The sequence below is a fragment of the bacterium genome (assembly GCA_016708025.1).
In the GTDB taxonomy this organism is placed as follows: Bacteria; Zixibacteria; MSB-5A5; order GN15; family FEB-12; genus FEB-12.
Genome location: JADJGQ010000001.1, coordinates 1,193,641 through 1,209,788, shown reverse-complemented (window position 1 = coordinate 1,209,788; position 16,148 = coordinate 1,193,641). Strand labels below are relative to the sequence as shown.

The following is a 16,148-nucleotide window of genomic DNA, read 5'->3' as shown; positions in this document are numbered from 1 at the left end:
ACATCGGCACCACTGCTGCAACCGCTTAGCGACGTCGTGAGTGCGCAAGTGTTTGCATACAACCCGATTGGTGCGAGCGACTTCAGAACTTCTCAACCAAGGGCTGGACCGCACTTGCCGGACTACGGCGACCATGTGCTTCTACCAGGTCAGACGCTACGAGATGAGCATAGCCTGCCGGTAGCTTCGCTCGCATGGCCAAGAATCGCGGTGGCGAAGCGCCCCTGGCCGTCTTGTCGAAAATATTCGGTAGTTCCTGAGTGTCGCATCAAATGGGGTAGATTGATCGTTCCTCCAAATCGAAACCTGCTTTTTGCCCGCTCGACGAAGCATAGACCGAATAGCCTGCGGATTGAGCGCCTGTCCGCGACCTTTACAAAAGAGCAGATCTCCTGGCAATCCCTTCCGGTACCGCTCGATATATGACAGCAGGAGCTTTGCGGTCCAAGGTCCGATTGGTGCAACGCGAGGCTTACGACTTTTCGCCTTTCGGATGTAGATCATTCGATGCTCGATATCAATGTCCGAGAGTGATAGTCGAAGCAGTTCGCCCAGGCGAAGCCAAGCGTCAAATGCAAGCACAACCAATAGGTAGTTGCGTTTCCCCACAAAGGACTTGTTGAAAACTTTCAAGAGGCGAGCAACCTCGTCGGGCCGAAGCACCTTGATTAACCGCTTTTCTCCACGAACAAACTTGATCTTTTTAACAGGATTAATACCTCGATAGTCCTCGTCTTCGAGCCAATTATAAAACACACGGAAGACGCGGATTCGACCATTAACGGTTGATGCAGAGACGGTGCCAACAATCGAGAGTAGGTAACTCTCAAGTCGCTCTGGTCAATTCCAGCATGCTTTTTGTTTGACTGTTTCGCAACTTTCGACAGAAACTCAAGTCTGTCCCGGTAGCATTTTAGCGTAGCTTTGCTCAAGTCTTTTACCTGACAGTTCAGGTAGAATTCCTGAAGTAGTCGCTCGTCAGTATGAGCGGATTCTGCATTGGCGACAGGTTTAGTCTTGGACATAGACGACCTCCCGAATAAAGTTTGGGCCGGATTCAGCATCGAGCAGACGAAGGGCCGCTGCCGGGTTAGTCGCTATATATCCGTTTTCGTACAGATACTGGAAGAAGAGACCGTAGACGAGCAGTTTGATATTAATCAAAGGGGTTGGGACCCCCTGGTATTCGAGATCAATAATATGCTCTGTCAAGTCACCAATAGCTAAAGTAGAAATCCTGAGACTCCGAGCATGCAAGTAAGTTAGTAGACCTTCCAGATGCTTGGAGCAGTCCGCGATTGCCCTGGCGCTCACACGCTTCATTGCGTAGTGTCGCTCGAACCGAACGAGCAACGCCGAATCGATGGATGTGGAGCTGATAGCTTGCCTGAGCGAAAGTTCAGGTTTCATAGAGAACTCACTTTCCCCGCCGATCATCAAGCGGAGTTTGAAATTGAATTAAGTGAGTTCCCCTTGGGCCAATGTTTGGGACATTTTGCTTGGGATGTTGCTATGATAGACTCGAACCGACAATCTGTCAATGTAAAATTTAGTTTGACTCAGAAAGTCGGTGGTCTATGTCATAACTTCGAAGGGTAGTCGAATCTTGAATCGCGAGAGAAAGATTTCGAGACGACATATTTAGTGCCAGCGCGCGATCGAAGGCTTTCTCCACGACCGAAGGTCACGCATGCAGGATAGCGACGGTATTGCGGATGCAGTGATAGCCTTTGCTCGGCTGTTTCGAGAGTCCTGAGTACTCAGAGTAAGAGAGGGGATTTTCATTGAGTTGTTGGGGCGACAGCCATCCTATTGAAAACGAGTCACCCCCATAGCTCCCCCGGGGAGGTTGATTGGTGTCGGAATCTCAGAAAAAAATTATCCTCGCGGCTGGCCCCCTTCTCATTCAGCAGAATTAAACGTATTGAGGAGATCCCCGCCCACACTGTACAGCTTTTGCCTCGCCGGTTCTACCGTTCAAGATGATTATTCCTTCTTTACCGGTCACGGTGCCCATTGAATACGATTGCTCGTTCCATCGTAGCATGATGTCAGTGAGCAGCAGAGCCGCGATCACAACGAGAAAGACTACTTTGAGTGGTTCCAATATTTTGTTCACGATCCGCCTCCTTCGTTTTGGCTGGCATGAATAGGACCATCAACTGATCTATCGCGTCTCCGCTCCCCTTCAGCTCGCGAGGAGCCGGGTCGCCAACAGCCCCAAGTCTCCCCATCACGTCAAACTCGGACGATGGACGTGATCAGAATGGCTTGAAGCCAAGCAGGTGTCGCACCCACTCGATCGCGACATAGAGAAGGATCCCGGCGCCGCTAAGTAGGAATACTTTCAATGCGTGGGAAACAAGTTCACGTGTCCGCCCTCTCATGCCAAAATCTGGCGTTGGCAGATGGATAATGCCAGCGAATACGCTGCAATCCCTGATTTCGCCGAACTGACCCGATCTCCACACCCGATCGAAGACTCTTCACCACATGTTAGTGAGCATGCACCCTTGGTGGATGTTGGCGTTGTCGCGACAATTCGCATTTTCAGGCGTTATCTGCACCATCTAAGTGTGAGCGTAGCAGTCGAATAGCAGCACTCGACGCGTCAAGACATGCATTTTGGCGCCAATTCACGTGTCGGGTGCTCATAATCGACTGCAATTCAGTCAATTCAGGTCAATACGCGTAGCGGATTTGGAAGCACGAGAATCTTTCCAAAGATATGGATTTCACTGTTTGGCGCATATGACGAAAGAACCCCCTAAGGGCTGCTATAAAGTGAAATCCGACAGAATGGCAACTTTGATAGTCACACGGCAGTATTATACTTTTCGGCACAATTTAGCGGACAAAGGCAACAATGATATGTCACTTTTTGAGGTAATTACGTGGGTCTACCTTTGTCAGTCACTGTTCGCCATAATTGTCCCCCCCCCATGGGCAAATTCCACTCAACCCCATTCCCGAGAAATTCCCACTCTTCGCACCCCTGACAAAATTGCATGAGTCGCTTGATTTAATGCAATAACGACGCGCTGGCAAGGCAGTTCACGAAACATCGCCCGTTGGGCATCGCAGTTGGCCCTTTGACTCTTCTACCCTTGCCAGGCCGGAGCAGAGGGCCTTCTGTTGTTTGAAAGCGAGTTGGTTCTGGTGCAAGCAAAGCCGCAGAAACAGTCTGAAGAGGTTCCCGCAGAAATGGGGAATTTCATCGACTGGCTGGCTGACAAAATAGCAGAGGACCGAATAAGGCAGATCCTGGGAACGGAAGAAAGAGGAGCAGCCGGCATTGACCAGTAGTATGACAAAGGAACAATTCTTCGAGCAGCTTGCAACCGCGGGCTTCTGCGCATATCCGACGGGCGAGTCGGCCCGATCGACCGAATACGGCCGAATAAAGAGGAAGGTTGAGGAGCGAGGCGACCTCGACCCAAACACCATTGAAAAGCACTGCAAATGGGCAGTTGCGCTTGTCAGATTGTGAGGCTCCCGTGTCTAGCTACCAAGGGATATCTCAGTCAATTTTCGAAGAGCCTGAATATAAGGACGCCGCTGAGTTGCTGATTGTCATTTACCTCATAACGCACATGGATAATGCTGGGATCTGCCCGATCAGGTTGAGATACGTAGCTTCCAGTTGCCGCACGAGTCCGGCCAAGGTCAAGAAGTCGCTCCTCCGATTTGCGATCATCGGGAAGTGCCTTCCATCAGACGACTGGACACATATCTGGTGGAAATCGGGGTCATATCACAGGCTTTTTAAGGGCAACTATACTTCAAACCAGATGCAAAACGTAGTCAAGTTGGTGGCAAAGTGGCATCACTCAGGAATATTTCATAGAGAAACAGGTGGAGACTTCGCGAATGCCTTCACGCAACTCTATGCAGCTAAATACAAAATAGTGATACCCATCTCTGACTCGGAGCCATCCCATTCCGCCTATATTAATACTAATTCTCATACTAATACTAATTCTAAGCCGAACGAAGAAGAAACGCCCGTCAACACGGGCGGTTTAAGAGACAAACCGAGCCCGGCAGCAGGTCCAAATGGGTACTAAACCAATTGCTGGAAGGAGCTCGAAAGAGACGGAGCTTGTTCCGCCACAGTCACTGGAGGCCGAACAGTCCGTGCTTGGCTCAATTCTAAAGGATGACAAGGCATTCGATCTGGTCTTGACCATCCTGAAGCACGAACAGGTATTCTACTCACAGCGGCACAGGCGCATCTTTCGCGCGGCCATGCAACTCTATATGGTGTCGGAGCCAATAGACATCACCACGGTATCAGAGAGGTTAACGCAAAACGGCGACCTCGAATCTGTTGGAGGGCGATCCTACCTGGTCGAATTGTGCGAAGGAGTGGCAACTACGGTAAACGTTGTCGCCCATGCTGAGATCGTAAGGGAGAAGGCAACGCTTCGACAGCTTTCCGAGGCTGCCAGGGAAATAGATCGAGATGCTTTCGAGGCAACGAAACCTGCCCGCGAACAACTAAATACTGCTGAAGCGAAGATATTCTCAATTGCAGAGACTGGTGCCAAAAGCAAGTTGGTTTCGCTGTCAGCATTGACGCCGATCGTCGCGGATAAACTGCTCAAGATCGACCCAAGCAACCAGCATGATATATTCGAAACTCGTATTGCGGATCTCAACCGAGTGATCCGGGGCCTCTATCGTGGCGAGTCAACTTTCATAGCAGGTGAACCATCTTCGGGGAAGACAAGTTTTGCTCTGGACACTTGTCTTTTCAATCTCAATTGGGGACGCAAGATCTACTTCGTAAGCCTTGACCAGCGAAAGATGCTGTTGTTACTGCCTGACCTCGCTCACTGGACCCCTAAGAATCGGCTTTATAGCGGTCAAATGAGCCTGGAAGAGAAAGATCAAATTGGTCGGTATGGCGCCGAACTGGCACGCCATGACAACTTTTTGATAGATGATGACCCCAATATGACGGTGCTGGATATTCGTTCAGAAGCACGTCGAATCAAACGACAATTTGGGCTCGATATAGTAGTCATTGACTATGTGCAGAAGATTCCCCCGCACGGCCGACTAGACAATCGACATCAAGAAATAACTGAAATATCGAGGATCTTAACCGCGACTGCAAAGGATCTGGATGTGGCCATGGTGATTCTCAGTCAGCTCAATCGGAATCGCTTCCAGCAAAAGATCGACTGGGAGTCAAATAACTGGAACTTTCCAAATATGGGGATGCTACGCGAATCCGGTTCTCTTGAGCAAGACGCAAGTCAGATTCTATTTCCGGTTGTGCCCATTGAGCTCCTGAAGGTCAATTATGGTGAACAAAGTAGTTATTACCAGGATGCATTAAGGGCCTATCCGGTCAAGAACGGAGGTAAGGACCTGACGACCTTGGCATACATGATTGTTGGCAAACAAAAGGACGGCGAGAAGGCAGTGGTGGAGTGCCGTCGCGATGCAGTGCGAATGCGGTTTTACTCCGAAGCGCGCTGAGAAAGGAGATAGCAAAGGTATATGGGTAGATTACTCGATACGCTCGATCGTCAGGAAGAGTTGCGGAAACGGCGCCGCGGTTTGTTGGTCGAAAAGATCGACAACGCTAACGCAAAAGAGATCGTCGCCCAGGTCGGAACGGAGCAAGTGGGCCCGCCTGACCCCATAGCGATCAATCCGCTTGGCCCATACTCCAGCTCGTATGAGTTCATGCAGGTAGTGAAGAAGGCTCAAGAGCAGGGCATGGACGCCCTGACAGCCGACGAGCGCCGTAGCGTGGAATCCGCGGTCAACCATAAGATAATCGACCCCCAAGCCTTAGAGCCAACCAAGCCGTGGGCCCGCTTGAAGGCGAAGATCAAAAAGGCAGAAGCGGAAACGGTCAACCGCAATGCCCGGTGCGGCGGCGTAGGGGTTTGCGTATCGGCGCGGCCGTCTTAAAAAGAGCTCGGCGATCCGGTCGTTCAAATGATGGAATTCATCGGGGCCGATACGCCGATGCCGATTTCTCCGTATCGCGACTTGAAGAAGCAGCCACTCACTCCCCGAGAAGAGCAGCTCGCCACTCAATACAAAAATTCTGGAGCTTGGGACCGTGCCGGCGCCCTGGCGACTCACATCACAACCGGGGCCATCGGTGGGCTCGTTGGATTCTTTACAGGTACGCTTGACGATATTGTCAATCCCGCGCCGCCGAAACCGGGGTCACCAGAGGGATCTTCTTCTCCGCATCGCAAGATTGAAGAGATTGCAACGGGCCTGATTGATATTATCCGGGAATCGCCGGATCAGACCGGCCACGTAGCAGAGGTCATGTTCGGTACCCGGAACAATCCGATCACCAAACTAACTGAAGGGATCTCCGCCGTACTCAATGCTCCGACCCTGTTGACGACAAGTAAGACGCTCGAGGATCTTCGCACCGAAGCGATCAACCATTTCTACGAGCATCCCGAGAACCTACTGTTCGCCGCTCAGATGATTAAGGGCAAGGCGAGTATCATCAACAAGGCGAAAGAGGCTGCGGACCTGAACCCGAAAGCCGAAACCGAGGTCAAGCGAGCGATCGACACCAAGGCGAAGATGGATCAGGATATTGCCAGGTTCCAGGAAGAGCTACGGATCGAAAAGGAGCGAGCAACTACCGCCGAGAAAGAACGCGATCAGGCGCAGCAGACTATCGAGAAAGCCGTCCGGGAAAAGAAAGTCCCTGTCTCCATTGAAGAGCAGAGCCTTGGCGAGGTCCAGCGCATCCAAGCCGCTGACCGTGTTACTTTGGTCAACGAGATAATGGATATGCAGAAGGATGCCAAAGCGCCAATGACACCCGAGCAAGTGACGGCGCCACTGCGATCGCTCTGAGCCGCGTCCAGGGCCCGTAAGTCTGGAGCCTACCCGTAAAGATGTCAGTGCTACACTCGAAGAGATCCAGAAGCCGACCGTTGGCGAAGAGGCTGTCGGCAAGCCCATACCTGACGAGCACACGCTCAAGCAGGGCGATAGGCTGCGCGAACCTGACAAGCCAGCCGAAAAACTGTCACTGAACCTGCAAAACAGCAGAAACTAAACCTGCTACGCCTGCTACGGGATATGAACAAGTACAGAATGCAAATGCAAAAGACGGCGAGGGAGGTCCTACTAGTCAGGTAGAAGAAGTTAGAGCGGAAATTTTGTTGGGTGCAGGTGTAAGTCCCGAACAGCTACTATCTGGGATCTCTGCTCGCGCGTTGAGAAAGGCAGAGGCCAAGCGAAAGGCGTCCCGCTCAGAGGCAAGTATCTGAGCAGGGGAAATTGAAGGTACTATCCAGCAGCCAACCATTCGCGTGCTTCACGACCCTAAAGATATTGGATCACTTCGGCTATACGAACTCCACAGGGAGTGCTTGGTGCGGCCCCTGACTTGCCAGCTCGTTATGGCAATGTCGCGAAACGAGCCGGTGAAGAAATCTTGTTCGCCGAAACCGAGATCATGGTGGAATCAGGGCGCCGTGCCGAGAAGCTTGAAGCATCACTCAAAAAGGTGGACAAGCGCGACTGGGGGACAAATGGCGACAAACTGTATGACCATATCATTGATCCCGGAAGTGATGTCAGTTTACAGCCCGGCAGCCTTGAAGCAGTACAAGAAATCCGGAAGTTCATGGAGAATGATCGAAAAGAAATCATCAGTATTAAGCGGGAGAAGTTGCGCAAGGCTGTTACAGCTATTGCTGAGAAAACGTATCGACAGGAAAACAGTCTGGAGGGTAAGAAGCTGAGCGATCTTCAGCGGGCTGAATTGGCCGACAAAGTGGAGTTAGCATTGTCCGAGAAGGTTCCGGCTGATTGGGGTGTCGTGAATTACCTTCCTCAATTGCACCCCGGTTCATGGGAAATTGTGAGAGACGGGCAGCACGTCGGTTCGGCACACACTGCTTTCGATGCCATGCTAAGAGCAATTGAAGATTATGCAAACCATCCTGAAGTATCACCGGAGTCATATTCGATTCGAGGTCGAGCCTTTAGGGGAGGGGATGTAGTCAGGATTGGTAGACCGCGCTTCCACAAAATCGTCAATGAAATCGCAGACGCCGCGGAAGGATCTGTCACCAAGGAGCAAGTCGCACAGTTTCTTTCCGGAGAGATTGGCACCAAAGAGGCAAAGCAGAAATCCGCTTCCTCCAGAAGCGCAAAGGTGTTGCAGGATTCTCGAAAGATCTGCCACGCATTCTGGGTTGTATAATCAGCAATTTGTTCGGTGGAAGTACCTCTCTGATCTAAATGCTACCATTCAGCCTCTTGTCGACAAGATTCGGCAGGAAGGCAGACCTGAGACTGCCGATTATGTGCAGAGCATGATGGATCACATTTGGGGGCCTCAGCCAAGCAAGGCATCGCTCCTTCTCGACAACACGATTCAACAAGTACCTGGCATTCGGGATGTTGTCAGACCGATGCTACTCGAGCGAGCAGCCGGATTTATCAAGCGGCGCACTGTCGACTTGTTCCTGAAGTACTCCCCGCGCTTCCATGCGCTAAATCGTCTTCAGCGTTTTCAGACCACTGAGCCATTAATGGCGGTGAAAGAGTCCATTGCGGGCCGGAAATTCTACGCATCCGCCGAAGGGAAGAAAAAGCTCAAGGAATTCGGTGAAGTTCCTGACCGGAGGAAAGACGATCGAGGGGTTGCAGCCACGCCTCGGCACTATACCGACTGATGTAAGTTGGGCTACCACCAGGGAAAAGATGCGTTCGTTGGCTCCTGAGACGTCGAATCAGGAAATCGTCTGGTCGACATTCTTTGAGAAAGGAAAGAAGCGTGGGTTATCAGACGTGGAAGCTAATCGATATGCGGTGCTCCAGGGCAATATCTATTCGCAGTTCCTGGCTATTCGCTCCGATACTCCATTAATCATGCGTGGGCCAGTCGGTTCGTCTGTATTTCAGTTCAAGCGTTTTGCGATCAAGGATGTTGAACTGGGCATAGATTTGTTTGCCGATCGAAACTACCCAGGCGTAGCAAAGTGGTTAGGTGCCAAATTGTTGCTCGGTGGCGCCAAGGCGGTCGTCGATCCGAAGGTAATCGGAGCAGGATTTGTCACATATGCGGCCTACCAGTCGATCAAGGACGAGTATGGTGAGACAGTTGCTGATGGCGTAATGTACGGGCTCCCTGGATTAGTAGGGCTGGACATGAGCTATTCATTCCAGATGGTCTCGATGCCATACGGTAACAGCCCTCAGGAGGTCGTAGGGGCTGCTACTCCCGCCCCTTGCTTCAGCAGGCACGCGTGGCAGAGCGTACTGTCGAAGGGAGTTGAGGACAATCCGTGGAAACGCGGTGTTGCCGCGCTCACAGAGAAGGTGCCGAGCCTTAAGTTCATAAATGCTATGCGTACTTGGGCAATCAAGCTTGATAAGGGCGAATATGAATTTCACTCAGCAGACGGAAAGCTCAAATTCAAGGCCGATCTCGGCGACGTTCTTCTAAAAGCTGGAGGTTTCAGAACAACTGAAGAGGCAGTCAGTCAATTGGTCCTGGACGGATTCAGCGAGATCGCCAGCGAACGCGACGAAATTCTTGACCGAACATCCATGCGGCTCTTGAAAGTACTGTCCGGCGACGCAGAGTTCTCTGAAGGAATATTCAACGAAGTAATGGACTGGAACGAACATCGCCCGGAGGTACCTATCGGTTCTGATGCTATTATGAGACGCCTCCGAAACCGAGTTGCAGATGAACGATTGCCGGAGATAGATAGGAGACTGAAGGCTCTCGGCACCAACTATCATAATTGGTGGAAGGCGACGGAAGGTGAGTAGACCAAAAATGGGGAGAGGCGAGTCGCCCTTGAACCGCCCAAGTGTGAACACGCGGCCGATAGCCGCTTGGAAACAGAATCCACTAATCTAATTATGTGTCTGCTGATAAGCGGTTCAGTGAAGTTCGGGGATCAACTACTCGGTGAGCAAAGTGTGGGTTTCAAGAAGAAGTTGAGCAGCTGATTTTTTTTTGCTGCGTACCAGGTGAGAGCACAGTAACTTATGAGTATTATGCGGTGTGCAATCTATGCTCGCTATAGCAGCGATCTTCAACAGGACAGATCAATTGTAGATCAAATCCGTAATTGCCAGCACTTAGCCGACCAGCGAGGCTGGACGGTCCTAAAGGAATGCATCTTTTCAGATCGCGCCAGGTGTCTCTGTCCGCGGCAGAACTTCGCTGGCCCAACTCCTCCTTGCCGTTACTCAAAATCCTCGACCATTCGAGTACGTCCTGATTGACGACACCAGCCGGCTCTCCAGGCGCATGGGAGAAGTTGAAAGCATTATTGGGAAGCTCCGCTTTTACGGTGTCAGCGTCTTTTTCGTCAGCCAGGGGATTGACAGTCGCGACAATCAATCCCATCTGACAGTCGGCGTGAATAGTCTGATTGACTCACAGTACCGTCGAGACCTCGCTTCGAAGACTCTTAGAGGGATGGAAGGACAAGCACTCAAGGGCTACAACGCAGGGGGAAGAGCCTATGGCTTTTCCTACACTAAAGAATTCGACCCTGCCGGCTCAATTGATCGCAAGACAGGCTTTACTCGAGTTATTGGGTCCCGCCGTCCCAGATCCAGCCCCTGTGAGATATTTCATTTGTCGCTGGGCTCAGTATGCGTGACATTACCCATCAACTCAATCTGAAGTGCTACGCACCCCATTTAACGATCGTCGAGCGAACAGGTCACAAGCCAGCTTGGATTCCTGGCACCATCAAAAACCTTCTCCAAAATTCCAAGTACATCGGCGATTGGTCATTCAACAAAGCTGGATGGGTCACCAATCCGGAGACTGGCCAGAGAAAACGCGTTATGAAGGACAAAAGCGAATGGCAACAAAATTTACAACCTCATCTTGCCATCGTTGATTCAACGACGTGGTCTGCGGCACAAGCGCGAATTCAAGCTGGAAAGCGACGAGACTCAGTACGCCGGCCCGCACACCGATCCAGTTTCCTCTTTCTGGAATGATGCGCTGTCACGTTTGCGGCCGCTATGTCATAGGTCATCGGCGTAGACCGACCTCACCCACTGTTTGGATGCTGCACCAATTGGCAACGAGGGAAGGCTGCTTGCACGAATGGCTTCCGCGTTTCGAAGCTCGAACTCGAAACGGTCATCCTGAACGACATCCAACGAAAGCTTCTCAATCCAGCGCTACTGTCCGCCATAGTGAAGGCAGTCAATCGCAAACTCAAAGCGAAGATTTCGGGCCTTCGCAGCAAGTCCTCGGCAATTATAGAGGAAAGGCGTTCACTGTCTAAAAAGCTGTCTAATATCCTGAGCGCGATTGAAAACGGCACGTTTTCGCCCGCATTGCAGCAACGCTTGACTGAGTATGAGTCCAGGATCAGCCAAATAGACGCTCAATCTGAACTTCTCGACAGTCGGATGAACTTCGACAATTTGAAAGTGGATGAAGAGTTTGTCGCTGGATGGCTGATCCGCCTGAACGAGAAGCTGAGGGAGGATGTCATGGGAGCGAAGGCACAACTGATGTCACTAATTGGCGAGTTCTCACTGGAGCCGGAAATGATCGACGGAGTAAAATATCTGCGGTCTCGAGGAGTGGCGAATATCTCTGAGATGCTTCTGATTGCGTTCGGAGCGAAAGGGAAGGATCTCCAAGAGCTAAAATACCGGGGGGCAGATTTGAACTGCCGACATCCAGTTCCACAGACTGGCGCTCTAACCAACTGAGCTACCCCGGCATATCCGAAGAACCGAAATACTACGCCCAATCGATTCATTAGTCAAGCGGTTTCAATAGCGCCCCTCTCAACCGAGCTTGCGCCACAATGTTTTACCTGAAGCGATCCTACGCTCCCCATTTCCCAATTTCTCCGCCTGATATATCGAAATTCGCAAAAAAAAGCCGGCAGCGATGCCGGCTTTCGTCTTTCAAGCGAACCGCTATCCGCAGCTACAGCCAGAGCCGCAGTTTCCTCCCGGCTTCCCCGCCGAAACCACATACCCGCCCCCGGACTGCCGCTTCACATAATCGATATTAATGCCGCCATACTGCGCCAGGAAGTCTTTTAATCCCGGGTCAATATATGCCGCCACGCCGTTTGCTTCTAACTTCGTTAATCCTTCTACTGACTCATCCAGAGCCAAACCCAATGAGGGACCGCTTCAGCCAGCCCCTTGGAAATAGATGACCAAGTGGTGACCTTTTCCTTTTTCGCCGGCGAAAACCGCCTGCAATTCCTGACTCGCCAGATCGGTGACAGTAAGCATCGTACCTCTAATTGTCGGTCAAAAAGTCCATCGTTAATAACTACAGTATACACAAATACAAAAGATTCGCCAAATGTTCCAGCCAACAATTCCGAATGACCTTCTTTCGCCCGATCCGCGACTATTTGTTTTTACCGCTCTGTCGTACAACCACTTAAAATCACGGACAATTTGGTAAAGTTAACAGCACTCCGGTTAGCCGACTGATCAGCATCGAAAGATCGGTCAAGTCAATACTACCGGTCGCGTCAATATTCGCCTCCGCCAGGCAGGGAAGAGCTGGCCGCGGCGTCTGTATCAGATAAGAGATCAAAAGCGAAAGGTCTGAAAGGTCGGGCTGCTCAATCACGCCATCATTAACATTGCCCGTCGATCCACTACAACAGGAAGTATCCACCACAAAACTCCCTACCGTAGAACTTGATGTCCACCCGACCGCATCAGTCGCCGTTACTTTCCAATAATATGGCGAGAGCGCAAGATCGGTCGCGATCTGATACTGCGTATCTGTCAGAGCAGTATAGACTGTCGTTGCAGGACCTGCGGCAAACGCCGGGTCTGTCGAAAGGTACATATCGTAGGTCACGGCCAGGTTATCCATTGCAATCGACCAATCCAGAAGCGGAGTACGATCACTCAGAGTTGCACCATTCGATGGACTTAGTAGCGACGGCTGGGCCGGTGGCGTGGCGTCCAGATAGAACATCCAATACTCGGACCACGCCGAACTATCGGTACCAGCCGTGTTTAATGTCCGCACTCTCCACAGATACCAACCTTCCGCGTAGACCATAGGCATCGGCGGGTCACCGGCCCAGGCCGTAAAGCTGTTTGTGGTCGAGGTCCAAGTACCACTGCCACCGGCCAACCCAGTCCACTCGATCTGATAACGGTCATCATTCTCTTTCCAACTCGTTGACCATTCAAGTTTCGGAGGAAGTACGCCGAGCCCAACTGAAGCTTTCACCAATGCTCCATTGACCGGGGACTGAAGTCGTGGCTCCAGCATTGGCATCTGCCAATTGGCGGTATAGACTTCCTGATTTCCGTCTCGAGTATCGGTCCAGACCGCGTTGATCTTGTCATAATACGCAGTCACTCCAATATACTCGCCGATCTTACCTGCCTGCGGGCTCATCACCAGCGCCGGCTGAGTCCTGTCGGTCGGTTGTACTACCGGCTCATTGTTCGGAATCTCCTTCGCATTATTCGGCGACGATGATACCGAAGAGATCCGATGATTCGAGGTGAATGTCTTGCCGCCGTCAAACGAATACGCCGCCAACAGATCAAAATTGTAATTATTGACGTCAAACCGCTCATCATAGAACACACAAATGATCACACCATCTTCGTTAACGATCATCCAGGGATGAAACTGCCAGTTCAGATTGGCCTGCTCATCATCATTGATCTGAATGCGGTTCGACCAGGTAAGGCCGCCATCAGTAGACCGTATGAAATCAACATCACTCAACCCTCCTTCAGGACCGATATCCGCAAATGCCAGGTAGAGATTCCCATGATGTGGTCCACCCGAAATGTCGGCATCACCAACCGGCATGGAGTAGATATTGATCGCTCCTGCCGCGCTCATGTATCCGGTCACCTCTGTCACCAGCATCTCTGGTCCAAAAAGCAAGCCACCATCGTCGGATATCCGATGCTTGATCTGCGTGCTCGTGGCGCATGCTATTCCCGAATCGAGAGATGTTCCCATCCAGAATACGTGAACAGCTCCATCAGCCCCAACAATAGGGATTGCGAACTGCCCGGCATCCCATCCGGTGCCGCAACTGGCCGAGCTCTGCACCGGTCCGACGGTCACTGAATCGTCAAAGGTCACACCGCCATCCGTTGAACGCACAAACATGATCCTGTTCGGTCCGTCGTAAAACCGCGCCCATGCACAGTAGAGATTGCCGTCATACGGCCCACCTGTCCGGTCAACCGTAATGAATTGCTTGTCCTCAAAGGATGAACCGGGGGGAGCATCAGGCACGTATGGCCCTTCCCACGATACCCCTTTATCCAGGGAGCGATAGAAAGAGATCACCGATGATCCGGGTCCTCCCGCGGACAGGAAATCCAGCACCGACATATAGAAGTTCCCCAATCGGTCGACCGCCATGGTGGGATCGGACTGCCAGGCGCTAAATCCGAAATACTGCATCGTCGGCGGGATCAGTGAATCAACCCATGTCTGGCCACCATCCGTCGATCTGCCAACTCCGATCTGACGGTAGCCTGTTCGGAAATCTCTCCAATTGGCAATTATGATATTCGAGTCGGTGGGGCAGATAAAGACCTGCTCCTCATTGTTGAGCTGAGGAATGGTAGTGACTCTGATGTTTGCGGGAGGGGGGAGCTGACTCGTGCTCCAGGCCGACCCTCCGACCGCTGCAACAGCCACCAGCAGAAGGCTCCAATAGCAGAAACGTCGCATGAGATACCTCTTTGACAGAATATTTCGGTAAGGAGGTGAGGGGGAAGATCCGCTTACCGGACCGAGTGTCGTACCAATACAATAATAAAGCGGAGTGGACAGTCTATGCAAGAAAAAAGGCCGCATCAGAGCGGCCTTCAAATTCGCATTCTCAGAGACAGCTTACGAGCAGATCGGAAGCACCGGTTTCGGCGTTACTGTCAGGAACGAGATCAGCAACGACAGATCTGAAAGATCCGGCGTCTGCGCGACAGAACCGTTCACATTAGCTTCCTGCAGGCAGGGGAGAGTCGGTTTCGGAGTGACTGTCAGGAACGAGATCAACAGCGAAAGGTCGGAGAGGTCCGGCGTTTCCGCCACAGACTTGTTGACATTCCCTGTAGTCCCGATACAGCAACTGGTCGGCGCGCTGAAATCCTGCCAGTACCCCTGCTGCAGCTTAAAAGAGCCGGAGCTCACCATGCCTGCAGCCGTCTGGCCGACCGTCGCGCTCAGTTTGTAGCTTGCCGATGACGACTCCGTGCCGCCGCCGGAGAGTACCTGCCATTTGATCTGCTCTCCCGCCATCGGTTGAGCAGTGGCAGTCTGCGCTGGAGCGGTCGGTTTCACCACTTCCGGGGTCGTTGACTGCGTTTGCTGGGGGGAGACTACCGTCGCGTCCTTCTCCGCCGGTTTAGTGACAGGAGCAGGAGCGACATCACGTTTGGCCGGGCTGGTGGCCTTCGGTTTGGTAACTTTGCTGTCCCGGTCTTCTGTCTGTTTTTCGGCCGCCACCGGCAATAACAGGCTCAAGACAAGGGCGAGCGCCAGAGTGAGAGTGAGGATGAATCTTTGCATAATGGATTTCCCTTATCGACTTTCCAGTAAAGTACCGTTTTCTCAATTAACGTCAAGACATTTGTTCAGCAGGATAAGGCTCTCTTCTGGCAGGTCCCCCCCCTCAGCCGCCGACTGTACCATACGAACGACTCAGAGCGCACGTCCCAGGTAGAACATCTCAGATTGATAGTCGAAATGCTTCTCACCTGGAGTCCCATACAGGTCCGCAGTGCTGGCCGCTTTGGTCCCAGTGTGAGTATGGACATTGTCGTACATATTGCGTTCTGGAATACGAGAACCGCCAAACTGCGGTATTTCGATCCAAAACAACCCCGCACATTCTGCCCCAAAAAGATGCTGGCTGGACCCACCAACAGGGGAGAATTGTCGACGTCTTACTTATATAGTCGGGCGTGTGACAGATTCTGATCGCACATGCACATGTGGAAAGAAGACGTCCAGGAAAGGGAAGTCCAACCAAGTCTGCCCACGTTACCTTTGATTAGTAGCGCCGAATGACGAGGCTAACGCGTTGATTTGTAGTGGATTGCGGGGGTGCTCGGTTTGGCCCGTCATGGCATACAGAGGGATTGGCGAGTAATTCTCTAGAGCGCGGGGAACCGGTTGA

The 16,148-nt window shown here is 51.9% G+C and carries 15 protein-coding genes and 1 tRNA gene; 9 read left to right on the top strand and 7 right to left on the bottom strand.

The features are described 5' to 3' along the window. Nucleotides 1-156 precede the first annotated feature (156 nt). From IPH75_05325 to IPH75_05315, 3 genes are all read right to left on the bottom strand, one after another. Nucleotides 157-633: a tyrosine-type recombinase/integrase gene (locus IPH75_05325; GenBank protein MBK7141479.1), complete on the bottom strand. Its 477-nt coding sequence runs from the start codon at nucleotides 631-633 to the stop codon at nucleotides 157-159. A 378-nt stretch (nucleotides 634-1,011) separates the two neighbouring features. Then, complete coding sequence (locus IPH75_05320; GenBank protein ID MBK7141478.1) at nucleotides 1,012-1,410, bottom strand: hypothetical protein; 399 nt, start codon at nucleotides 1,408-1,410, stop codon at nucleotides 1,012-1,014. Nucleotides 1,411-1,915: 505 nt separating this feature from the next. Next, nucleotides 1,916-2,119 carry a hypothetical protein gene (locus tag IPH75_05315; protein MBK7141477.1) on the bottom strand — a complete coding sequence of 68 codons (204 nt, stop codon included), beginning with the start codon at nucleotides 2,117-2,119 and terminating at the stop codon, nucleotides 1,916-1,918. A 1,937-nt stretch (nucleotides 2,120-4,056) separates the two neighbouring features. Here IPH75_05315 and IPH75_05310 point away from each other — a divergent pair. The 9 genes from IPH75_05310 to IPH75_05270 all read left to right on the top strand — a co-directional run bounded on the left by IPH75_05310 (nucleotide 4,057) and on the right by IPH75_05270 (nucleotide 10,986). Further along, nucleotides 4,057-5,490, top strand: a complete 1,434-nt coding sequence (locus IPH75_05310; protein MBK7141476.1) for an AAA family ATPase — start codon at nucleotides 4,057-4,059, stop codon at nucleotides 5,488-5,490. A gap of 21 nt (nucleotides 5,491-5,511) precedes the next feature. After that, the gene (locus tag IPH75_05305) at nucleotides 5,512-5,931 is read left to right on the top strand and encodes a hypothetical protein (GenBank protein MBK7141475.1); all 420 of its coding nucleotides are present in this window, start codon (nucleotides 5,512-5,514) and stop codon (nucleotides 5,929-5,931) included. 27 nt (nucleotides 5,932-5,958) lie between these two features. Then, complete coding sequence (locus tag IPH75_05300; GenBank protein MBK7141474.1) at nucleotides 5,959-6,852, top strand: hypothetical protein; 894 nt, start codon at nucleotides 5,959-5,961, stop codon at nucleotides 6,850-6,852. A gap of 538 nt (nucleotides 6,853-7,390) precedes the next feature. Beyond that, nucleotides 7,391-8,212 carry a hypothetical protein gene (locus IPH75_05295; protein MBK7141473.1) on the top strand — a complete coding sequence of 274 codons (822 nt, stop codon included), beginning with the start codon at nucleotides 7,391-7,393 and terminating at the stop codon, nucleotides 8,210-8,212. A 112-nt stretch (nucleotides 8,213-8,324) separates the two neighbouring features. After that, nucleotides 8,325-8,687: a hypothetical protein gene (locus tag IPH75_05290; protein MBK7141472.1), complete on the top strand. Its 363-nt coding sequence runs from the start codon at nucleotides 8,325-8,327 to the stop codon at nucleotides 8,685-8,687. Continuing rightward, nucleotides 8,620-9,792 (top strand): hypothetical protein, encoded by a 1,173-nt coding sequence (locus tag IPH75_05285; protein MBK7141471.1) that lies wholly within the window; start codon nucleotides 8,620-8,622, stop codon nucleotides 9,790-9,792. Before IPH75_05290 ends, IPH75_05285 begins: the two co-directional genes overlap by 68 nt. A gap of 231 nt (nucleotides 9,793-10,023) precedes the next feature. After that, the gene (locus IPH75_05280; protein MBK7141470.1) at nucleotides 10,024-10,254 is read left to right on the top strand and encodes a recombinase family protein; all 231 of its coding nucleotides are present in this window, start codon (nucleotides 10,024-10,026) and stop codon (nucleotides 10,252-10,254) included. After that, the gene (locus IPH75_05275; protein ID MBK7141469.1) at nucleotides 10,157-10,660 is read left to right on the top strand and encodes a recombinase family protein; all 504 of its coding nucleotides are present in this window, start codon (nucleotides 10,157-10,159) and stop codon (nucleotides 10,658-10,660) included. Before IPH75_05280 ends, IPH75_05275 begins: the two co-directional genes overlap by 98 nt. Then, the gene (locus IPH75_05270; protein MBK7141468.1) at nucleotides 10,630-10,986 is read left to right on the top strand and encodes a recombinase family protein; all 357 of its coding nucleotides are present in this window, start codon (nucleotides 10,630-10,632) and stop codon (nucleotides 10,984-10,986) included. Before IPH75_05275 ends, IPH75_05270 begins: the two co-directional genes overlap by 31 nt. 666 nt (nucleotides 10,987-11,652) lie before the next feature. On the opposite strand, the gene IPH75_05265 is transcribed toward IPH75_05270, so the two are convergent. The 4 genes from IPH75_05265 to IPH75_05250 form a co-directional block, all read right to left on the bottom strand. Continuing rightward, nucleotides 11,653-11,726: transfer RNA gene (locus IPH75_05265), tRNA-His, on the bottom strand. A gap of 202 nt (nucleotides 11,727-11,928) precedes the next feature. Then, nucleotides 11,929-12,081, bottom strand: a complete 153-nt coding sequence (locus tag IPH75_05260) for a hypothetical protein (protein MBK7141467.1) — start codon at nucleotides 12,079-12,081, stop codon at nucleotides 11,929-11,931. A gap of 334 nt (nucleotides 12,082-12,415) precedes the next feature. Beyond that, nucleotides 12,416-14,701, bottom strand: a complete 2,286-nt coding sequence (locus IPH75_05255) for a hypothetical protein (GenBank protein MBK7141466.1) — start codon at nucleotides 14,699-14,701, stop codon at nucleotides 12,416-12,418. A gap of 162 nt (nucleotides 14,702-14,863) precedes the next feature. Continuing rightward, nucleotides 14,864-15,538 (bottom strand): hypothetical protein, encoded by a 675-nt coding sequence (locus IPH75_05250; GenBank protein ID MBK7141465.1) that lies wholly within the window; start codon nucleotides 15,536-15,538, stop codon nucleotides 14,864-14,866. Nucleotides 15,539-16,148: the final 610 nt, after the last annotated feature.